This window comes from Acidicapsa acidisoli (assembly GCF_025685625.1).
GTDB classification, from domain to species: domain Bacteria; phylum Acidobacteriota; class Terriglobia; order Terriglobales; family Acidobacteriaceae; genus Acidicapsa; species Acidicapsa acidisoli.
The window spans coordinates 313,693-334,856 of the sequence record NZ_JAGSYI010000004.1 but is presented as its reverse complement, the minus strand read 5'-3'; the positions used below and the strand labels follow the sequence as shown (position 1 = coordinate 334,856).

General features: G+C 58.6%; 16 protein-coding genes. 7 read left to right on the top strand and 9 right to left on the bottom strand.

The annotated features are described in order from the left end of the window. Positions 1–54 precede the first annotated feature (54 nt). From OHL23_RS23365 to OHL23_RS23350, 4 genes are all read left to right on the top strand, one after another. Positions 55–1,437, top strand: a complete 1,383-nt coding sequence (locus OHL23_RS23365) for a dipeptidase (RefSeq protein ID WP_263354449.1) — start codon at positions 55–57, stop codon at positions 1,435–1,437. An 11-nt stretch (positions 1,438–1,448) separates the two neighbouring features. Continuing rightward, the gene (gene mobA, locus OHL23_RS23360; RefSeq protein WP_263354448.1) at positions 1,449–2,114 is read left to right on the top strand and encodes a molybdenum cofactor guanylyltransferase; all 666 of its coding nucleotides are present in this window, start codon (positions 1,449–1,451) and stop codon (positions 2,112–2,114) included. A gap of 72 nt (positions 2,115–2,186) precedes the next feature. After that, positions 2,187–3,149 carry an ABC transporter ATP-binding protein gene (locus OHL23_RS23355; RefSeq protein ID WP_263354447.1) on the top strand — a complete coding sequence of 321 codons (963 nt, stop codon included), beginning with the start codon at positions 2,187–2,189 and terminating at the stop codon, positions 3,147–3,149. A 587-nt stretch (positions 3,150–3,736) separates the two neighbouring features. Further along, positions 3,737–5,230, top strand: a complete 1,494-nt coding sequence (locus OHL23_RS23350) for a sugar transferase (RefSeq protein WP_263354446.1) — start codon at positions 3,737–3,739, stop codon at positions 5,228–5,230. A 22-nt stretch (positions 5,231–5,252) separates the two neighbouring features. On the opposite strand, the gene OHL23_RS23345 is transcribed toward OHL23_RS23350, so the two are convergent. Then, complete coding sequence (locus OHL23_RS23345) at positions 5,253–5,561, bottom strand: c-type cytochrome (protein ID WP_263354445.1); 309 nt, start codon at positions 5,559–5,561, stop codon at positions 5,253–5,255. Positions 5,562–5,564: 3 nt separating this feature from the next. Next, a complete protein-coding gene (locus tag OHL23_RS23340) occupies positions 5,565–7,181 on the bottom strand; it encodes a hypothetical protein (protein WP_263354444.1) in 1,617 nt (538 codons plus the stop codon). A gap of 206 nt (positions 7,182–7,387) precedes the next feature. On the opposite strand from OHL23_RS23340, the gene OHL23_RS23335 reads away from it, so the two are divergent. Further along, on the top strand, positions 7,388–9,046 hold the full coding sequence (locus OHL23_RS23335; protein ID WP_263354443.1) for an NAD+ synthase: 1,659 nt from the start codon (positions 7,388–7,390) through the stop codon (positions 9,044–9,046). Positions 9,047–9,114: 68 nt separating this feature from the next. Next, positions 9,115–10,101, top strand: coding sequence for a DsbA family protein (locus OHL23_RS23330; protein WP_263354442.1), 987 nt, complete (start codon positions 9,115–9,117; stop codon positions 10,099–10,101). A 147-nt stretch (positions 10,102–10,248) separates the two neighbouring features. On the opposite strand, the gene OHL23_RS23325 is transcribed toward OHL23_RS23330, so the two are convergent. The 5 genes from OHL23_RS23325 to OHL23_RS23305 all read right to left on the bottom strand — a co-directional run bounded on the left by OHL23_RS23325 (position 10,249) and on the right by OHL23_RS23305 (position 15,025). Then, positions 10,249–12,264 (bottom strand): hypothetical protein, encoded by a 2,016-nt coding sequence (locus OHL23_RS23325; RefSeq protein ID WP_263354441.1) that lies wholly within the window; start codon positions 12,262–12,264, stop codon positions 10,249–10,251. Next, positions 12,261–13,064, bottom strand: coding sequence for an HAD family hydrolase (locus OHL23_RS23320; protein ID WP_263354440.1), 804 nt, complete (start codon positions 13,062–13,064; stop codon positions 12,261–12,263). The genes OHL23_RS23325 and OHL23_RS23320 overlap by 4 nt, the downstream gene beginning before the upstream one ends. 72 nt (positions 13,065–13,136) lie before the next feature. Next, positions 13,137–13,418, bottom strand: a complete 282-nt coding sequence (locus OHL23_RS23315) for a helix-turn-helix domain-containing protein (RefSeq protein WP_263354439.1) — start codon at positions 13,416–13,418, stop codon at positions 13,137–13,139. A gap of 86 nt (positions 13,419–13,504) precedes the next feature. After that, positions 13,505–14,038 carry a CvpA family protein gene (locus OHL23_RS23310; RefSeq protein WP_263354438.1) on the bottom strand — a complete coding sequence of 178 codons (534 nt, stop codon included), beginning with the start codon at positions 14,036–14,038 and terminating at the stop codon, positions 13,505–13,507. A gap of 66 nt (positions 14,039–14,104) precedes the next feature. Beyond that, positions 14,105–15,025, bottom strand: a complete 921-nt coding sequence (locus OHL23_RS23305; RefSeq protein ID WP_317891722.1) for a phosphoribosylaminoimidazolesuccinocarboxamide synthase — start codon at positions 15,023–15,025, stop codon at positions 14,105–14,107. Positions 15,026–15,101: 76 nt separating this feature from the next. Between OHL23_RS23305 and OHL23_RS23300 the strand changes: the two genes are divergently transcribed. After that, positions 15,102–15,854: a DUF1345 domain-containing protein gene (locus tag OHL23_RS23300; RefSeq protein WP_263354437.1), complete on the top strand. Its 753-nt coding sequence runs from the start codon at positions 15,102–15,104 to the stop codon at positions 15,852–15,854. Positions 15,855–15,879: 25 nt separating this feature from the next. Here OHL23_RS23300 and smc read toward each other — a convergent pair whose 3' ends face one another. Both smc and OHL23_RS23290 read right to left on the bottom strand, forming a co-directional pair. Next, positions 15,880–19,749, bottom strand: coding sequence for a chromosome segregation protein SMC (smc, locus tag OHL23_RS23295; RefSeq protein WP_263354436.1), 3,870 nt, complete (start codon positions 19,747–19,749; stop codon positions 15,880–15,882). Positions 19,750–20,026: 277 nt separating this feature from the next. Continuing rightward, the gene (locus tag OHL23_RS23290) at positions 20,027–20,914 is read right to left on the bottom strand and encodes a LysR substrate-binding domain-containing protein (RefSeq protein ID WP_263354435.1); all 888 of its coding nucleotides are present in this window, start codon (positions 20,912–20,914) and stop codon (positions 20,027–20,029) included. Between the last annotated feature and the right edge of the window lie 250 nt (positions 20,915–21,164).

Here is a 21,164-nt window from a genome sequence, read left to right as displayed (position 1 = left end):
GGGGGAACGCATATACTTTTCCCTTGGCCACTCCAACGCCGCAGGAGCGTTTGCATGACTTCCATCGCAACAGAATTTGCCCGTCAAAATCAGTCTCGTTTCCTCGAAGAACTCAAATCCCTCCTGCGCATACCGTCGGTCTCTACGCTGCCGGAACATAAGAGCGACGTTCGCCGCGCTGCCGAAGTGCTTGCTGCCGAACTTGCCCGGATTGGTATGGAAAACGTCCGGCTGATCGAAACCGCGGGCCATCCGCTGGTCTACGCGGACTGGCTTCATGCCCCTGGAAAGCCAACGGCTCTGTTATACGGCCACTATGACGTTCAACCGCCCGATCCGCTGGACGAATGGCTCTCGCCGCCTTTCGAGCCAACGGAGCGGAATGGCAACCTCTACGCACGGGGCGCGGTAGACGACAAAGGCCAGATGTACATGCACGTCAAGGCGCTCGAATCCCTGCTTGCAGCCGGGAAGGCGTTGCCTCTCAACGTCCGCGTGATCCTTGAGGGTGAAGAAGAGGTTGGAGGGGAGGGAATTGCCGCCTTCGTCGCTTCGCATCCGCCAGAGTTGCAGGCTGATTTCGCCCTCGTTTCAGATACGGAGATGTTCGCGCCCGGCCTGCCGACCCTCTGCGTGGGCTTGCGCGGCATGATCTATACCGAAATCGAAGTGCGCGGCGCCAAGACCGATCTACATTCCGGGATGTATGGCGGCGCGGCTCCGAATCCCTTCGTGGCCCTCGCTCAAATCATCGCCAAACTCAAGGACCATTCCGGCAAGATTCTCATTCCGGGGATTTACGACAACATCGTTCCGCCCAGCAGCGAAGAACTCGCCGCTTGGCAGAGCCTGCCATTCGACGAAGAGCACTATCGCCAGACAGAAGTAGGCTCCCGCGAACTGGTAGGCGAGGCCGGCTACAGCGTCCTTGAACGCACCTGGGCACGGCCCACGCTCGATGTGCATGGAATGCCTGGCGGATTTATCGGAGCTGGTGCCAAGACCGTCATTCCAGCGAAGGCGACCGCCAAAGTTTCCATTCGTCTGGTTCCGGCCATGACTCCGGCAGAAACCTTCGCCCGGTACCGCGACTACATCCAGCACATTGCGCCACCCGGCGTCGACGTCGACGTCCGCCTGATCCATTCGGGCGATCCTTGCCTGATTCCGGTCGACAACCCGTATATCCAGGCGGCAACTGCGGCTTTGCACGAAGTCTGGGGCAAAGAAACGGTCTTCATCCGCTCCGGCGGCTCCATCCCGATTGTGGGTGACTTCGCCCGTCACCTGAAACTGCCCAGCGTGATGATGGGCTTCGGCCTGCCCGACGACAACTTGCATGCGCCGAACGAGAAGTTCCTGATCTCCAACTTCTACCAAGGGATCGAGTCGATTATCCGTTTCCTGGAAATCGTCGGCGAGCCTGCGAGAAGCTAGAAGTTCATCGAATGTTGACGGCACAATCTATTGACGCGGAAGGCTTTATCCTGGCCGGGGGCCATTCCTCACGCATGGGTTCGGACAAAGCTTTGGTTCTGTTCGGCGGCATCCCGCTCGTTCGGGTTGCCCTGAATACCTTTGCGGAGGCCGGATTGTCCGCACGAATCGCCGGTTCGCGCAGCGCCCTGGGCGCCTTCGCAGAGGAAGTGCCGGATGCCTTCCCCGAATCCGGGCCGATGGGCGGGATACACGCGGGATTGCGCGTTTCCCGGGCCGAGTGGAATCTCTTCCTGCCGGTCGATCTGCCACTCATGCCGTCCTCGCTGCTTGCATGCATGATGCGCCGAGCGTTACTCACCGGAGCGCCAGTCACTGTGGCCCGGCTAAGCGGCCGAATGGAGCCATTTCCGGTCGTTTTGCATACGGACATCTTGCCCCATATCGCGCGCCGGCTGGAAGAAGGCAGTTCAGCGTGCCACAAGGCGTGGCGGACGATTCCGGAGGAGCTTGGGAGGTTCCTGGACGCTGTCTCCGTCGAGAGTCTGATCCAGTGCGGCCATTGCCGCCATCCGCTGGGTCTGCCGCCGGTTCTTTGGTTTCAAAGCACCAACTCTCCCTCGGAACTGGCGCAGTTGAACCGAATTTTCGCTAAACGCTCTTCCATCTGCGCGTGATCGCGGTCGGAGTCCCCGGGCGTCTTGCGATTCCCGGTTTCTCAAGTAATCTTTCTCAAGTAGTCTAGGAGCGTGAGCGATGCGACGAGACCAGAACCCGCCAACTCAGACGATTCCGATGCCAATCAACCGTCTCTGCTCGACGAATTGAACGAACTCCAGTCTCCGACCACGGTCTCGGAACTGGAAATTGCCAGCGCGTCCGCATCCGCTTTGATTTCAGAGGCCGTTGCCGAGGCGCAGGCCAACGGAAAATCCGTTCCTGAACCAACCCCACCTCCATTTATTGACTTCGACCAGGTCTCGATCGCCTTCGGGGACCGCAAGATCCTCGACAAAGTCAGCTTCCACGTCGGTCGCGGCCAAACCCTTTGTATTCTTGGCCGTAGCGGGGTAGGGAAGTCCGTTTCCCTGCGTATTCTGCTGGGTTTTCTCAAAGCTGATTCCGGTTCTATCCGGGTAGATGGCCAGGAAATCTCAACGCTCGGGGAGAGCGGATTGCAGGAGATCCGAAAGCATGTCACGATGGTTTTCCAAAACGGCGCTCTTTTCGACTCCTTGTCCGTCGGCGAAAACATCGCCTTCCCCCTGCGCGAAAAAGGAGGCCTGTTCGAGGATCAGATTCAACAACTTGTGACCCGGCTCCTGAACCTCGTCGGTGCGGGAGAAACGGCAAATCTCCTGCCCTCCAGCCTGTCGACCGGGCAGAAACGCTGTATCGCCATTGCCAGGGCGCTGGCTGCTCAGCCAGAGGCCATTCTTTACGACGAACCCACCACGATGGTTGATCCCATCATGGGGCGCAGCATCGGCGACCTGATCCAGCGGCTCAAACTCCAACTTGGCATCACAAGCATCGTCGTCACCCACGACATGCGATTTGCTATCCGCCTTGCCGACCTTGTCCTGTTCTTGGATTCCGGAACGGCGCGGTTTTTCGGGACAATTCACGACTTCCTCGAATGCCCCGATCCTCATGTTCAGCAGTTCTTCACTCTCGACGAGTATGCACTTCCGCAGCCCCATAACGGCTGAATATTGGATTACTGGCAGGCGGTCTGAAGGATGAGTTTTCTCTTGCAATCTGCGGTTAATCAGTCCAATCTGGATATAGCACAATGATTCAGCCGGTCGATGACCGTGGGCTCTTCGGATGCCGTTTACGTCTTCTTAACTGAGAACCGGTTAAAATGGTTTCAGTGAATTCTTCCGAACGGATCCCGCTGGGGTACATCATCCCTCACCTCAGCGCACAGTGGAAATCTTCATTTGTGTGCCGTGCAAGCACCACGGCACGTAGAAACCGGATATCTGCGAGCAGATTGGTCGTTCTTGGACCTCGCTCTCAGACTCACGATTTCGCCAACCGAATGTCCTTCGTTGTCTGAGGCAAGACGGGCTTCGCACAATTCAAGGTGGAAAGGGAATAGCACCTGTCGTGCAACCCTTAGCGCTCAATTTAGCGTCGAACCTAGCGTTTAGCTTCTGGTCTTTTTCCACAGCAACTCTTGGCGCCTGTTCGTTTTTACAGGACGAAACAGATACGCGATTCCATGACTACTGTTGCAATGTTTTCGAGGTCTGCGAAAAAGAATATGGCAACATCCGAGTTTTGGCAAAGAGTGTCCGCTGCACCCCCGCCATCTCCTCTCGAATGGAGCGACGGAAATACCGCAAGCCAGCAGCGAACTGCCCGTGGCAGCGCTGGCATGTGGATGATTCTGGATGCCTTTACCGTTTTCGGCGCCGCGTGGGTCGCGGCAATTATAGAGCTGCATACCAGCCCGATTGCTGGGATGCGGGGGTTTTGGCGCGGGACGCTTATCCGTGGCCAATCCATGGGCATTCTGACGGCCCTGATCATCGGGTTCACGATCACCCTCATCGCGACAAGCCGCAGTCTGCATCTCTATACACCCACGCGGCTTACCAATCATCTCCATGAGCAGCGCCTGAGCGTGCAAGCCTGCCTGGTCTCCGGACTTCTGTTGACCGGCACGCTGTATCTGATTAAAGCTGAAGAAATTCCGCGCAGCGTCGTGATGCTCACCATCGTGCTGCTGACCATTTCCCTGAGTGCACGCCGCCTTGTCTTCCGCGCGCTCCTGTACCAGCGTTTCGAGCGCGGCATGAATACCCGCAACGTCATCATTGTGGGTACCGGAGCCGAAGCGCACGCCCTCCGGCATCACCTGCAAAGCATTCGCCAACTGGGCTACAACTTCAAGGGCTTCGTCAATGTCCCTGGAGTCGACACGCAGCTTGCCGGCACCACCGGCGATGTTCTCGGTACCCTGGACAGCCTTTTCGACTATGCCCGCAAGCACTTCGTCGATGAGATTTTCTTTACATCGCCTTGCGAACGCGGCGTCATCAAGGGCGTTCTCGACCAGGCGCGTCTCCACGGCATCGATCTCCGGGTAGTGCCCGATATGTACGACGGGCTGGCTTGGAACAGCACCATCGAATACATCGGCCAGTTTCCCACCATTCCTCTGCATCGCGGCCATGTTCCCGAAGTGGGCCTGATCCTAAAGCGCCTGCTGGATATCACCGTGGCAACGATTGCGCTGGTCGCCTTTGCTCCGATTCTTCTGGCGATCGCTATCGCCGTCCGGCTGGATTCACCGGGCCCGATTCTGTATACCTCGGAACGTATCGGCAAAAAGGCGCGCGTCTTCAAGTGCATCAAATTCCGGACCATGGTCCGCGATGCCGACCGCCGGCGCGCGGAGATCCTGCACATGAACGAGCGAGAGGGCATTCTCTTCAAGATGTCCAACGACCCGCGGATCACAAAGGTCGGTCGCTTTTTGCGCAAGTATTCTCTGGACGGACTACCCCAGTTCTTCAACGTGCTGCTTGGCGACATGAGCGTCGTGGGTCCCAGACCGCCGATCGCTAGCGAGGTTCGGCAGTACAACCTGTCCCATCTGCGGCGTCTCGACGTTACCCCTGGAATCACGGGCCTCTGGCAGGTTCAGGCGCGTCAGGACCCTTCGTTTGACAGTTACATCTCGCTGGATGTCGCTTACATCGAAAACTGGAGCGTCTGGCTCGATATCAAGATCATCCTCCGCACCATCGGGGTGGTCTTCGCCGGAACGGGCTCCTGACAACCGCTGGCCTTGCTGGCAATCACTGATTCTTCAGAAAAGCGATCAGGTCGTCGATCTCGCTTCGGGACAATCGTTCCCGAAACGGCGGCATAAACCGTCCTCCGTTCAGGATTCGTTGCCGCGTCTGCTCGATTCCAGGCTGCGGCTCCCGTGCGAAGTACCCAGTGAGCGACGGCGCGTTCTTCGCACGGTCCGGGCGGTCTGTGTGACACTCGGCGCAGTTCTTGCGGAAGAGCAGGGCGCCATTCTCCGCGGAAGGCTTGTGGCATCCGTTGCAAATGAATGCCAGCGCGAGCAAACCGGCAACGAGGAGCTGTTTCGATCGCACTCGCTATCGCCCCACCGGCAAAAGGCCGTAAACATCCACTTCGCCTTTCGCGCCCAGGTAAACATGCCCGTTTACGATCGTTGGAATGTTGAATCGAAGAGCCTTGCCGGCCTTGTCGCGCGCCGGATTCTGGTTGCTGTTGTAGAGTTCATGAGCAATGTTCGAGGCATCGCAGGCGTGTAACACCGCCGGCCTGTCGGGAGAACTCCACCCCTTCGAGCTCGCCACCCAGACGATGCCATCCGTCGCGCCATTCGCTGAAATCGCAGGCGTGGCTGCATGGTCTTCGAACCGGAAGCTGCTGGAAGTGCTGAAGCTAAGCTTTCCGCTTTTTACTTCGTAGTCGCGCAACGAGTCGCCGTCGCTCAGCACGTATACATGATGATTCCAGTAGGCCATTGAGCCGAAAATGCCTCCCTGCGTTGGAACGGTCTGCACCGCATGGTCATTGTTCTCCGCGTGATACTCGCCCAGGTGGTCGCGGTCCAATATGTAGAGCATCTCACCTTTGCCGCCGATGATCGCCAGATGCGCATGAGGTCCCGGCTGGTCAGGTAGCAGGATCGGTCCGCCGGAGCCAAGATCGCCGTCACTTGCCTCCAGTTCCTCGACATTAAAGGGTGCAAAGTAGTCGATTGGCTGAAGACTCTGGCCGTAGAAGTGCAGCTTCAGCAGCACGTCTCCAAAGTCGCGACCACCCTTTGCAACGTCAAAACGACCATTGCCGGTTGCTACAAAGACATTTCCGTCGCTATCCGCTGCCGGACCGGTGTCGCTGGCCCATATCCCACTGTCGCGGGTATCGGGAGAGGTATTGTAGGCCGCTCTTTGCTTCAGGCTCTGCGCATCGTACGCCATCACCCAGCCATGGTACGGCCCAACATCGCACGAAGAAGCCCAGGACAAATACACCAATCCGTTGACAAGCAACAGGGCAGCCCTCGGATTCTCGCGCAAAGGTTCAAAGGCAACCGTGCCGAACAAGCCACCAGCTCCCCGCCCGCGCACTGCAGCCTGTATCTCCACCTGACCGCCGAACTTTTCGACACCGCTGGTCACGGCGAGGGCGTGAAGTTGCTGATGATATTCGTTGTGCGTGAGCAGATGTCCGATCTTGGTTCGCGCCAGAACGTAGAGCGTTCCGGTCTTCGCGTCGATCACGGGTGTCGACGTAATGCCCACCTCCGGCACGATGAATGGGCAAGAGACATCCCCTGCTGGCACAGTGGTCGCGTCATCCCGAAGTAAACTCACATGCCAAAGCGGCGCGGAAGGATTTCCATAAGCATCGAAGGCGTAGACGCTATCGTGTTCGGTCGCGATGAAGACCACATCATGCGTGCCCTTGCCGGGAATGGGTACCCCTGCCAGGAAGAGCGGCTGAGCATACACGTCTCCATCGACTTTCATCGTAAACAGCTTGCCGAACTGCCGAGGATTGACGTTTCGAGGCGTCAGCGTCCGTTCGCTCAGGTAAGCCCCGGTGCGAGCATTGTCATACTGCGAAGTCGTCATCTGCGCTTTTGCAGTCAGCGCGCACGCAGCCGCCGCAAAGATGCACCAACCAAGAGGCTTCCAGCATCGAAACACGCTCAGAACTACCCTCACAACTCGCGTCATACCCTCGCGCTCCCTGCAACGAGATTTGTGCTCAGCGCCCTTCGAAAGGAATGGTACTATGACTTCTATGTAGTATTCTATATATAAACTCTTTTCCCATAGACCCATTTGAGACCGAATCATCCGACCGCGCGGCGGCTATCCATCGCGCAGCGCACACACAGGCGCTATTATCTTGCTCAGAGCCCCTGCTTTACACTAGAGACGTGAAGATAGCGCTCGCCCAGATCAACCCCACGGTTGGGGACTTCGCCGGAAACATCGCAAAGATTATCAGCGCCAGTCAGCGCGCAGCCGGCTCTGGAGCGCGGCTGACCGTTTTCTCCGAATTGGTGATCTGCGGCTATCCGCCTGCCGACCTGCTCGACAAGCCCAGCTTTCTTGCTCGATGCGCCTCGGCTGTCGAGGAGCTGCGGCGTGCCACTGCGTCTCTGCCCACTGCGGTTCTCGTCGGAGTCGCCCTGCCAGCGCCAGCCGGATCGGGGAAGCGGGCCGTCAATGCTGCGGTTTTGCTCGACAAGGGGCACGTCCTTCTGGAACAGCACAAGATGCTGCTGCCCTTCTACGACGTCTTCGATGAGCAACGATATTTCGCGCCCGCGACCAGCCAGCGCGTGATCGAATTCGAAGGCGAACGCCTCGCCGTCACCATCTGCGAAGACGCCTGGAATGACAAGAACTTCTGGCCGGACAGACTTTACCCGGTCGACCCCGTCGAAAATCTGATGCACCAGAAGCCTACCATCCTCATCAACATCTCGGCTTCTCCTTTCTGGCATGGTAAGCGTCAGATTCGCCAGCGAATGCTCTCTACGATTTCGCACGTTTATAAGATCCCCGTTTTCCTCTGTAATCAGGTCGGCGGCAACGACAGCCTTATCTTCGATGGGTCATCCTTTGCCCTCGCCGCCGATGGCACCCTGCTCGCTGAGGCTGCATCGTTTCGCGAAGACATTGTCATGGCGGATAGCCGCATTCCGTCGGATCGGCCTTTGATCGTGACCGGAAGCGAAGCGACGGAGGAGACAGAAGCAGCTTACGAGGCGCTGGTCCTCGGGACTCGGGATTACGTCCTCAAGACCGGATTTCGCAAAGTTCTGCTTGGGTTGAGCGGCGGAATCGACTCGGCGCTTGTGGCCGCAATTGCCGTGGATGCATTGGGCGCGGAAAACGTACTCGGCGTCGGTATGCCAAGCCATTATTCCTCCACCGGCTCGGTCGAGGACAGTCGCAAACTCGCAGCCAACCTGGGCATACGATTCGAAACTCTGCCCATAGCAGATCTGTTTCAGCAGTTTTCTCATGCTCTGGAGGGCCTGTTCTCAGGTCGAGAGCACGATCTGACCGAGGAGAACCTGCAATCGCGCATCCGTGGAGTTCTGTTGATGGCGCTCTCCAACAAGTTCTCTTCGCTGGTTTTGACCACCGGGAACAAGTCAGAGATGGCGGTCGGCTACTGCACCCTTTACGGCGATATGGTGGGAGCGCTCGCCGTCATCGGCGATCTGGTCAAGACCCGTGTCTACGCGCTCAGCCGCTGGGTCAACCGAAATGGAGAGGTAATTCCTGAAGCGATCCTGACCAAAGCGCCTTCGGCTGAATTGCGGCCGGATCAGAAGGATACTGACTCGTTGCCGCCGTATGACGTTCTCGATCCCATTCTCGAAGCCTATGTGGAGCGCTATGAAACCACTGCTCAGATCGTTTCTGCATACGGTTTTACCCCAGCCATCGTCGAACAGGTAGTACGCCTTGTCGAGCGAACGGAGTACAAACGTCAGCAGGCGGCGCCCGTCCTGAAAGTTACCCCGAAGTCCTTCGGCATGGGACGCAGGTTTCCCATAGCCGCCCGCGTTCAGGTATAAACCAGTAGCGTACTTCACACATTTTTGGGTCGGAGCATGACCCCGCAGTAGAAAAAGGAGAACTCCGCTTGATTCGTTTACCGCTTCGCCGCAGCAACACCGCTGCATTGGCAATCGCTGCATTCCTCGCCCTGCCCGCGTCTTCAACGCTCTTGGCGCAAACCGACGTGCCCGCCGCTCCCACGCAATCTGGCCCGGTTACCGGCCCTACCTTCCCCAAGCCTGACCCGGCCACCGATTTCACCGCGGATTCTCCCACCAGGGCCCAGGTTGAAGCGTTCTTGCAGGCATCGTGGGGTTATGACACTAATCGCGTCTTTCAGGTCCAGCGCATCGTCAAGACCGTCATTCCCGGTATCAGCAATGTCACCATCCTGGTAGGGGAAAAAGGCCGCAAAGAGACCGGAGCACTCCAGTTCTTCGCGCTGGCCGACGGAAAACACATCATCACAGGCAACGAGATTCTACCCTTCGGCGACCATCCATATGCAGAGAATCGCAGCGTCCTGGTCAATCGCGCCGAAGGCCCCACGCGCGGCGCAGCCGCCAAGGATCTGGAGATCGTGGAGTTCGCTGATTTTCAGTGCCCGCACTGCAAAGACGCCCAACCGACCATCGAAAAGCTCGTCACCGACTTCCCCAATGCCCACTTCGTCTTTGAGAATCTTCCCTTGCCACAGCATCCGCAGGCCTTCCAGGCTGCTGCCTACGGAGTCTGCGTAGCCAAAATGGGCGGAGACAAAGCTTTCTTTGATTATTCCGCGGCAGTGTTTGACGGGCAGGCCGGTCTCTCCACGAATGAGGGAGCGACGCTGACCCTCAATAGCGCCGTCTCCAAGGCGGGCCAGGACCCAGAAAAGGTTGCAGACTGCGCCAAGACGCCCGCAACCAAAGCGACCATCGATGCGGGAGTCAAACTCGCGCAGGATCTGAATGTGAACCAGACCCCGTTCATGTTCGTCAATGGCCGCCCGACGCCTCTCGCCGGCCTTGATTACAACATGCTCAAGCAGATGATCGCTTACCACGTCGCGAACGATGGTGCAGCGAAGTAGTCGTTCTGCAACGAAACAAATAGACGCCCGCATCGCATCCCGCACTGGTATGCAGGATGCGGGCGTTGATTTTTGATCGATTGCTTCTGCGTCCGTAGGGGAGTTAGGCCCGCTACCGGCGAGCGCGCATTCGGGAATCGAAGCAGGTCAGCGTGCGGTCACCGTCTTATCCACCATCAACATCGGCCCATGTCCCTCTGACTGGATGTTGCGCACCACGGACGGCGTCACCAGGATCAGCAGGCGTGCGAAATTCACGTCTCTCTGAATGTCGCTGATATCCTGCAAGCCCGGAATATCGCTCACTCCTGGCAAGCCGTTCAGAGCTCGCGACTGAGTCCGCGAAAGATCGCTCAGCAGGACCGCGGTATCGCCGGCCTTCATTGTCAGGACTCCTGAGAACGACTGATTGTCGAGGACGGGAATGTCATTGAGGCTTGATCCGCCCAGAGCCACAATCTTCAGATCGATGTTCATCGCTACATCGTTGGATCGCAGAACTTTTGGCGTGGCCTTGAGGGTTAATCCGATGTCCTCATATTGAATTTGAGGAATCGTCTCGGATGCAGCCGCTGTAAGTGCAGAACTGATACCTGGAATCGAAGGCAGCGCAGCCGAAGAATACGACGATGTTTCGATCGGGTATCGCTCGCCGATTTTGAAGGTGCCTTCTTCCTGATCAGCCAACTGCAGGTGAATATCGTCCAGTACTCGCGTGTCGCTGGAGGTCAGGCTCATCGTCAGCGTGGCAGGACCGGGCGAGACAGCGCTGGAACTAATTCCATTTCCAAATGGGATAAAGCCCTGGTTGAAGGGAGTTCCGGTCAACTGCCCCGACGCAACAAGGATCGCCAGAATCTCGATCTGGTTAGCTAGCGTGCTCGCATTCGCAACCAAACCCGATGAGATGATTTGCTGCACCGCCGACTGATTCTGGCTCAAAACCGAGTTGATTTCCGAGTACACGTTATAGACGTTTGTCTGTTGAAAGAATGTCGTGCCGGTTTCGCGCGAGCTTATATGCGACAACTCGATGACCTTTACTTCCAGGTCTACCTGGCTCTTGCCGTCTTCGAGTTGGGCCATCGTCTGGTTGAAGGCAGCCAACGTCTTCGCCGGCGCTCGCAGTGTCAAAGTCCCCTTGCTTGGCGCCGATATCGCCTGCTGCGCCTCAAAGACATTTTTGGCAACGTTGATCGCTTCCGTCATCTCCTTGTCGTTGAGGCCGGGTAGATAGACGGTTTCCATTTGCTGCCTTTGAAACAGAGTCCGGTTCTCGCGCGTGTCCTTGGCTACTAGCGCTCGATGCGGATCGAGAGGCTCATAGAATGTCTGGGTTGCCAATCCGAGCGCTTCGACGGCCTCCGAAAAAGTCGCATCATCGATTTCAAACCGCACTGGCCTGCTCTGCACGCTGTCATGAACGGAAGCGTCGATTCCGAAAGCACGAAACACATCCTGTACCACCTGGCGCGAGTCGTTGTGCAGATGAAAGCTCTGCTTGCCGGGCTTCGGTTCCAGTTGAATTGGTCCATCAGCGAGCGACTCTTGTTCGCCTGCATCCCCGATCTGTTTGCCCAGCACATCGCTGGCGGTTGCGCCTATCTTAGTGCCGGCGGTCTGGTCTGCCAGATGTCCAATGTGTTCCAGAACCAGCGGACTGGTGGGGTCGATAGCCTGCGCCTGTTGCAGCATTTGTGCCGATTCCTGATCGCTACCGCTTGCGCGCTCTCGGCTCGCCTGTTGGACCAGCTGCGTCACCGCGCTCTGCCGCGCCAACTCAGCAGCTTTCATGTAGACGGAGTTTCCAGGCTGCAGCGCGACAGCCTGCTTGAGCACATCCCATGCCTCTTGAAAGCGTTCCTTTTCGACGAGCCGCACGCCCTGGAGGTAAAGCTTCGCCGCCTTCCGCTGCGCGCGAATCGAATTGGCTTCAATCGGCTTGCCTGTCTCGATCCCGTCCCCAGCCGAAGGCTTGCTGTTTTCCGATTTGGATGTATCCTGCGCAGACGCAGTGGGGGCACCTTTCGCGGGCGTTGCCGTTGAGGAGGCCTGGGGCGGCTGGCTCGCTACGGGTGGCGTAGCGGACGGCGCCTGTCCACGAAGTTCCAGACATGCCGCGCACGCAAACAGCATGACGACCAGTGGCGCGTGCCGTATCACTGCCGCACCTCAATCTCTCCTGCTTGAACTTCTCCCGATTGAACCCGGGCATCCTTCGCTACGGTCTCCGACAGCAACGCCGCCAGCGAAGAAGTGCAGACATCGGGTTCCAGCGCAGTCAGCTCCTCGAAGCTGTAGTTACCAGTGGCGACGGCAATGACCGGCAGCCCATTGGCGCGCGCTGCTTCGATATCGCGTGGAGTATCGCCCACCACGCAGATGCTCTTTGGCGAGCCCTCTTCGGTCGCGTCAACCAACTCACGCGCTTTCGCCGCCGCATCCGCGACCATCGCCGCGCGAACTTCAAACCGGTCGCTGAAGCCGCCGAAGCGAAACCATTCGCGCAGCCCAACCTCTTCCACCTTGATCCAGCCGATCATCTCCAGATTGCCTGTCGCGAGTCCCAAAAGGGCACCCCGGCTCGCCAGGTGCTTCAAGGTCTCTTCAACTCCCGGCATAGTCCACAGGTCCATCTCGCCGCGCCGTGTCGCGATCGTCTGCCGCATGGCTTCGAGGATCGCCTCAATCTGTGGCTCCCAGGCTTCGTTCGGAATACCCGCCAGCGCAAAGGCCTCGCGCAGAATGGCAGTATCCGTGCCACCGTGCAGCGCCACGCCGGTAAGCGATACTTCAAACCCTGTCACTTGCTTGACGCTCGCGGCAAACGAATTGACATGAGTGCGATCACGGCTGCGCAGCAGTGTGCCGTCAATATCGAAGAGGTAAGCGTCCTGCGCATCCCAGATGAAGCCGTCGCGCATCGTCACGCGTGGCTCCGCACTCTCATGTCCTGTCGGCATAGCTCGCTTCCCGGAAACCGCGCCCGTCCTGCATGAAACAAGTAGAACAGAGCGGACCCGTACGTCGTGGAATCAGCGAACCTGCTGGCGCAGGCCGCTATGTACCAGACGTTCGCTGCGCACGGGACGCTTGAGCCCTGCGCGAACTTCCGCCACCTCCAGCTCCAGCTCAGCCATCGTGCGGCTGAGCGTGTTGCGGTGCATTCCGAGCTCCTCTGCGGCTTTGCACTGGTTGCCGCGATGCGCCCGCAGGACTTCCAGTAGATATTGCCGTTTGAACTGCCGCACAGCATCCTCGTAGCGGATGCCGGTGGAATGCATTTGGGTGATTAGGTTATCTAGTTCGCGCTTCACGTCTCGTCCTCGTGTCTCAATAGATTGCCATGCCTGCCGCGTATCTGTCCCGTCATTCCAGCACGGTTTTACAGTTTATTTCGGGTCTATTTCGGGTCCAGCCAACTTGGAGCGTCTTTCTCCAACACATGGAGACCATACACTATTCTTTCTTTCAATTCCCTGGGCGTCATATGTGTCGTTAAGTGTGCACTTCCCAAAAAATACCTTGACAACTTCGCTTTCCCGAGCCAGCTCGTATCCGGATAAAAAGCCGCAAGAATCACGATGCATAAGGTTACCAGCACCGCTCCACGCAAAAGGCCAAAGATCAATCCCAACAGCTTGTCCAGCCATGCCAGACCGATACCGTGCACCAGGCCCTTGATCAGCATTCCAAGCAAACCGGCTACCAGCATAACGGCTAGCGCGATCAGGCTAAACCATATCGCCTCGGCGAGAGCCATGCTGTGCACCGTCGGCGCCAGTTCAACCGCAAAGTGCTTGTAGTTCCAGCTTGCAATGGCAATTCCCGCAATCAACCCTGCGAGAGAAAAGACGCACTGAATCAACCCGCTCCGAAATCCTGTAATCGCGCTCAATATCAGCAGCAACAAAATTACGATATCGACAACATTCATACGGCGGTAGATTCCTCTAGGCTTCCGGAGCAGCTTTCGTACAAGCCGGAAGCGAAAATGCGATTCTTAGAGAGCCAGCTCGCGGCCTGTCAGCAGCCGAAAAGCTTCCAAATATTTTGCCTGAGTACGCGCAACCACTTCCTCCGGCAACGCCGGAGCCGGAGCCTGCTTGTTCCATTGAATGCTTTCCAGGTAATCGCGAACGAATTGCTTATCGAAGCTGGGCTGAGCGCCGCCCGGTTTCCATGCCGCTCTGTCCCAGAACCGCGAGGAATCCGGAGTCAACACCTCGTCGCCCAGCATAATTCCGCCGCCCACTCGTCCAAATTCAAACTTGGTATCGGCCAGGATAAGCCCGCAGCTTTCAGCATGCGCCGCAGCGCGCGCGTAGAGCGCCATTGTCAGCCGTCGCAACTCCGCTGCATCTTCCGCGCCAACAGCGCTTTCCGTCGCTGCGAAAGAGATGTTCTCATCGTGCGCGCCATCCTGGCTCTTCGTCGCCGGCGTAAAGATCGGCTCCGGCAATCGCGAGCCATCCAGCAGTCCCTCTGGTAGCGCAATGCCGCAGACAGTTTTTTGCGTCTGATATTCCTTCCATCCGGAGCCGGCAAGGTAGCCGCGCGCCACGCACTCCACTGGGAACATCGCTGCCCGCTTGACCAGCATCGAACGGCCTTCCAACTGATCGGCATACGGGTGCAGTTCGGCAGGGAAGTCGGCGATCTCGGTCGCAATCAGATGGTTGGGCACGATATCCGAGAGCAAGTCGAACCAGAACAACGAGATCTGCGTCAGGATCTTGCCTTTGCCAGGAATCCCCGATCCCAGCACATGATCGAAGGCTGAGATGCGGTCGGTGGCGACCAGCAGAAGGGCATCGCCAACAGCGTATAAATCGCGCACCTTGCCCCGACCAATCAGGGGAATTGCGCCAAGGTTTGTGGTAAGCAAAGCGGACAACGGAAGGCCTTTCGGGGCAATTGCCAAAACATCGATTCTCAAAGGAGCGCCGTGCTTTGTCAATGCCACCTAAGACACATAACGATGACGGACAGCAACGTGCGTGACCACCATCACTGAGCAATTTGCCGACTTGCAGGAGACCGATTTTGTCAACGCGGCAAATGGGTTGCGTTCGCGCCCTCAGCCAAGCATCATGGAAACGATGACATCTCCTCAAGAAGACCGGGAACCCCGCTGGCCCGCAATGTTAGCGTTGCTCGCGGTCGGCGGCCTCCGTTTCGTCCTTCCCCCGGCGCTGGCCTGGGGTCCAGAGTGGCTGATCCTTGTCGCCGTAGTGGTCTTGCTGATTCCCACAGTAACGGCACGCATGCGCGGCAACCACACCCTCAATCAGGTGCTGGGCTACCTCACCACCTCGATTGTCACGCTCGACATGTGCTGGTCGCTTTATTTGCTGATTGCGGCGCTTCCATCGCATAAAGAGCCGCCTCAAACCCTGCTCATCTCCGCAGCCGCCCTGTGGATCACCAACATTCTGGTCTTCGCCTCGTGGTATTGGCGGCTCGACGCAGGCGGCCCACGCGCCCGTGAAATCCGAGGCGTTCATACCGACGGAGCATTTCTGTTTCCGCAAATGACTCTTGATCAGAAATCCCGAAAAGAAATGGGAGAAGATACATGGAACCCGGGCTTCGTCGATTACCTGTTTCTGGCCTTCAACACCAGCACAGCCTTCTCGCCGACAGACGTTCCCGTTCTCTCACGCTGGGCTAAAATGCTGATGATGGTGCAGGCGCTTATCTCGTTCGCGACCGTGGCTCTCCTGGCTGCCCGTGCCGTGAATATCTTGTAGCTCCGGTCAAAAGACATATAGAAGATTACGCAGTAGCCCTCTCGCGTCCACGATCCTGCTGCTGATGCCCGAGGTGCACGCTGACGATCTTCGAAACGCCCGGCTCCTGCATCGTCACGCCGTAGATCAGGTCAGCTGTCTGCATCATGCGCTTGGAGTGCGTGACCAACAGGAACTGCGTATCCTGGCTCATTCCATGCAGCAGGTCCGCAAGACGGCCCACGTTTGTCTCGTCCAGCGCGGCATCCACTTCGTCCAGTACACAGAAGGGAGCAGGCTGGTACTGGAAGATTCCGACGAGCAAGCTGAGAGCCGTAAGCGCCTTTTCTCCACCGGAAAGGAGCAGCACATTCTGCAGCTTCTTGCCCGGCGGCGAGGCCACGATTTCGAGCCCGCTCTCGGCCTGATTCTCCGCATCGGTAAGGCGCAGGAACGCCTGGCCGCCGTGGAAGAGCTTGGTGAAGACGTGGCCGAAGTTCTCATTGATTCTTGCAAAGGCCTCGTCGAACTTGACGCGCGAAATCTGATCGATCTCCTTGATCGTGCTCTGCGTATTCTCGATCGAATCGACCAGGTCCTTGCGCTGCGTCTCCAGAAATGCATGGCGCTCGGCTGTTTCCTTGTATTCATCCAGCGCCATCATGTTCACAGGGCCCATCGCTTCGAGCTTCTGTCGCATCTCGCGAGTCGCTTCTTCGGCAGCCGTGAGTTCGTCGCCTTCCAGATACGCAAGACCTCCCTCGGCCTCCGGCGCATTGGCTTCGGCACGAAGCGCGCTTGCTTCGAGATTAAGTTCATTCAGGCAGCTTGCTTCCAGATGCTCCAGATCGCTCTTCAGCTTGGCAGCAAGACTCGCCAGCCTGCTTCGATTTTCGCGGAATCCGTCGGTCGCGCCACGCAGTGTCTTGAGCTGATGCTCCGCAGCCGTCAATTGCTCGCGCAGTGCCGCGGCTTCGGCTGCTGCTGCGCGTGCCTCCTCCTGCGCGGTGTCGCGGGCGGCCTTCAACTCAATCTGACGTACCTGTAGCTGCTCATTCTCGCCGCTTCGCTGGTCGCGCTCCGCTTCGGCGGCGACCCGCTGCTGCTCGATCATCTGTGCACGGCGTTCAAGGTCAGCATGAAGCCGCTCAATCCGTTGAAACGCTGAATCCGCGCCCCGCCGACGCTCTTCGAGACCGGCAAGCTCCGCCGTAACCCGAGCCGCTTCCTGCTGGAATGCCTCTCGACTCTGGCGCAGCTCCGACACTCCCTGCTGCAACTCTTCCAGACGGATTTCCGCCGCTTTGTGCTCCGCTTCCAGGCGTTGCGACTCTTCGAGTTTTTGCCCGATCAACCCCTGCTTCTGCTCCCGCGCATCCTTGTTGCGGCTGGCCTGCAAGATCCACTCCTGCAAGCGCCGCTCGATGCGCTGAACTTCCGATTCCATCTGCTTGAGCGCCGCGCCCTGGTTGGCCGCATCGCGCTCTGCCTGACGGCGCTGCTCGTTCAGCAACTCAAGCTGCGCGGCGAGTTCTTCAATTGCTCTCGTCGCTGCAACCGTATTGATCTCCGCTTGGCCCAGCTCTGCTTCCACGGCTTCCAGCTTGCGCTGTGTTTCGCGCAGTTCGCGCTTCACGGCCAGCGGTCCGCCTACCGCCGGTTTGCCGCCGCTCACCGTCGCGTTATGGAACCATTCGCCCGTAGGCGCCAGAAAATACCCCTTGGGATGGCTCGCCGCCAACCTTCGCGCCGTCTCCGAGTCAGGCGCAAGATAACCATCGCGCAGCTTGGGCAACATCGATTCGAGCGAATTTCCAAAGCCATTCAGCACGCGCATCGTCTGCCGTAACGGAATAAGTCCAGGCTCCGGCTCCGGGTCTGCAGGATGGCTTTGCGCAGCCGCGTTCTCTTCCGGATGAACCAGGAATGTCGCCCGTCCGTCGATTCCGGATCGAAGCAGACGGATACCTTGTTCCGCCGTCTCCCAGTTCCTTACGACGATGTAGCTTAACTCTTCGCGCAGGAAATCGTCGGCAACGACTTCGTGCTCTCCGGCGACATCGACGAAGTCAGCCAGCGTGCCGATAGGCGTCATTCCCGGCCCAAGCGAATCGGGTTTCAGAAGCTTGCGAACTGTTTCCGTCGAGTAGCTATGGTTCTTGATCACCGCATCGAGCGAGTTACGCCGTCCAATCAGCGCTGCCTGCTCCCCGCGAAGTTGATTGGCCCGCTGCCGCAGCACCGCTTCCTGCTGACGCTGCACCGTCAGCGCCTCGCGCTGCTCGACAATCTCGCTTTCGAGTTGCTTTAGTCCCTGGGTTGCGCCCTCAAAGCGAAGGCTGGCCTGGCCCCGCTCCGCTCCCAGATTCGCTGCCTCGGCGCGGGCCTGTTCCATCTCGCCTTCCAGCCGCTGCGCCTCGCGTTCGAGCGCAGCCAGCGCGTCTTCCGCTTGCGATGTCTGGTTGCGCGCTGCTCCAGCCAAAGAAAGCAAATGCATCGCATTGCGCCTGCCAGCCTCGACCTGCCGCTCGGCATCGCCAACCTGCTGCGCAGCATTCCGCGCTTCCACCTGTCGCGCCTCTACCTGCTGACGAAAAGCCCGCGCCTCTTCCGCTGCGTTTTCCAGGAATTGTTTGTGCTGCGTTCGCTCCTCGGCAATCGCAACAGTCTGCGTGCGCGTCTGCTCCAGTTCAGCGGCGGTGGCCTCTAAACGCGACTCAAGCTCGAGCACGCGCTCGCTGTTGCTGCGTTCCCGCGATGCGGCGCGCTCAAGCTCAACCGCCGACGCATTGGCCTGTGCATTGGCCGCCTGACCGAGCTTGTCCAGCTCAAATCCGCGGCCGCTCAACTCGTGCGAAGCCGAATCCAGCGTCTCAATCCCAGCAGCCGACTCATCAATCTGGGCGGTCAGCTTCGCAATCTCCTCTTCCAAGCGAATCTGCTCGGCATCCATCTTTGCCATCCGGCTGGCAATCGTCACCCGCAGCTTGGCGCGCAACTCATCGCGGAGGGCGCCAAACCGCTCCGCCTTGGCCGCCTGCCGCTTCAGGCTGTTCATCTGCCGGGTGACTTCGTCGAAGATGTCGTCCACGCGGGCCAGATTCTGCTTGGCCGATTCGAGACGCAGCTCGGCGAGCCGCTTCTTCGTCTTGAAGCGCGTAATTCCCGCCGCCTCTTCGATAATCGCCCGGCGATCATGCGGCTTGGAACTCAGCAACTGGCCGATACGCTCCTGCCCAATGATCGCGTAGCTTTCCGGCCCGAGACCGGTGCCCATGAAGATGTCCTGAATATCGCGCAGCCGGCACAGCTTGCCATTCAGCAGGTATTCGCTTTCGCCGGTGCGGAAAAGCCGCCGCGTAATGACGATTTCGCCCTTTTGCGGAGTGCGCGAAAACTTCCGGCGGCGAATCTTCAAGACGACCGGCTGCCCCGCGCCATCGGTTCCGGCAGCAGCGGCAGCGGGGTCAGGCCCGGCAGTCTCTTCGGCTTCGTCTTCGTCAACGACCTGCCCCGGCTGATTCTCGGCGACAGCCTCTTCCGCTTCCGCTGCTTTCTGGCGGCGCACCGCCTGCTCGTCCCAGTCGAAAGGCAAGTCCGCCTCAACCTGTACCTCAGGTTCCACAATCATGGGGCCGTCATAAGCCTCCGGATCGACCATGGTGATCGTCACCTCGGCCATGCCCAGCGCCTTGCGGTCCCGCGTTCCGGCGAAGATCACGTCCATCATGTGCGCGCCGCGCAGCGTCTTTGCGCTCTGTTCGCCGAGCACCCAGGTCACGCCATCGAGAATGTTGGATTTTCCACATCCATTCGGCCCCACCACCACCGCAATCCCCGTCCCCGGCAGCGCCAGTTCCGTGCGGTCGCAAAAGCTCTTGAAGCCCAGAATGTGTATCTTTTTCAGTTTCAGCATCCAAACTCCCCAGGATTCCAAAATTCCACGGCGTACGTGTTTTCGACGTTCCCGCGCGAGAACAGCCGTTGAATACAACGCTAAGGACGCGGAATGGCAGGGTCAACTGCCGAAGTTGCCGTTCTTGTGGATAAGAAGTCCGAAACTCCATTTCGCGGAAAATACCCGTAGAAATCCCGAATTCGTCCCCAGTTTTCCTCAGAAAACGCGAACCAGGTTCGACAACAGCGTCAGGCTCCTTACCCGGTTCGAATCCGGATTCTGGACCGTTGGCCCTCTACAGCCTCCAATCGACCGGCATAGCCCGCCGCACCACTTTTTCAATCGCCCGCAGCGCCTGCGGACGGGGAAATCCCGGCCTGCTCGCCAGCCGGATGATGCGCGTTGAATTCTGTCGCAAAGGCCGCAACTCCACGCCGCGATTCATAAGCCCCGGAGCAGCAAGCGCCGGAATCAGCGTCGTCCCATACCCCGCCGCCACCAGATTCACCAGCGTCTCCAGCGTTGCCGCCTGCATCGCCGACTGCAATCCAGCCTTCGCGCCGCAGGCAGCCAACGAGTGGTTCACTAGGCAATGCCCGTCGGCCATCACGAGCAGGTCGTTGGCCAGCGCGGACTCATCCACCGTCTTCTCTTTGGCAAGCGCATGCCCCGGAGACAGCACAGCCACCAGCGGCTCTGCAAACAGCGAAGTCTCCGTAAATTCGGCGCTCCCAATCGACGAAGCCACCAGCGCCGCATCTAGCCGATGGCTGCGAAGTCCCTCCATCAGCAACCGCGTCTGGTCCTCCCACAATTCAATCGCCAGCCCGGGATACGCCTTCCGCAGCGGCTCCAGTATCAGCGGCAGCAAATACGGAGCCAGCGTCGGAATCATCCCCAGCCGCAGCGCTCCCACCAGCGGATCGCGCGCTGCCCGCGCTACCGACTCGATCTGTCCCGATTCCGCCAGAACCCGTCTTGCGTGCTCCAGAATTTGCCGCCCAACCGGCGTCACATCGACCCGCTTGTTCGTGCGTTCCAGCAGTGTCACCCCAAGCTCGTCCTCCAGCTTGCGAATCTGGCTGCTCAACGTCGGCTGGCTGACGTTGCACGCCTCCGCCGCCCGGCCAAAGTGGCGAAACTCAACCACCGCCGCAAAGTATCGCAACTCCTGCAGATTCAAAGCTCACCTCCCGCTAACTTGCTAACCCGCTATGCACACAGCGCGCTAACTCGCTACCTAATCATAGCGAAACTCAATCGTCACAGTAGAAACAATCGATTTTGCAAATGACAGGCCGAGGGTCTAAGGTAGGCCTGCGTGACTTGGTGCGAATTTTGCGTCACTCGCAGAATTTGCGGAAAGATAACCAGAAAAAGACGTTTTCCGAACCGGCTATCCATACACTGACGCGACCGACAGGAAGCGCCAT

What these genes read in the sequence shown, in the direction of transcription:
- OHL23_RS23340 (WP_263354444.1), bottom strand. Translation starts at nt 7,181, where the DNA reads ATGACGCGAGTTGTGAGGGTAGTTCTGAGCGTGTTTCGATGCTGGAAG.
- smc (WP_263354436.1), bottom strand. Translation starts at nt 19,749, where the DNA reads ATGCTGAAACTGAAAAAGATACACATTCTGGGCTTCAAGAGCTTTTGC.
- mobA (WP_263354448.1), top strand. Translation starts at nt 1,449, where the DNA reads ATGTTGACGGCACAATCTATTGACGCGGAAGGCTTTATCCTGGCCGGG.
- OHL23_RS23320 (WP_263354440.1), bottom strand. Translation starts at nt 13,064, where the DNA reads ATGCCGACAGGACATGAGAGTGCGGAGCCACGCGTGACGATGCGCGAC.
- OHL23_RS23310 (WP_263354438.1), bottom strand. Translation starts at nt 14,038, where the DNA reads ATGAATGTTGTCGATATCGTAATTTTGTTGCTGCTGATATTGAGCGCG.
- OHL23_RS23365 (WP_263354449.1), top strand. Translation starts at nt 55, where the DNA reads ATGACTTCCATCGCAACAGAATTTGCCCGTCAAAATCAGTCTCGTTTC.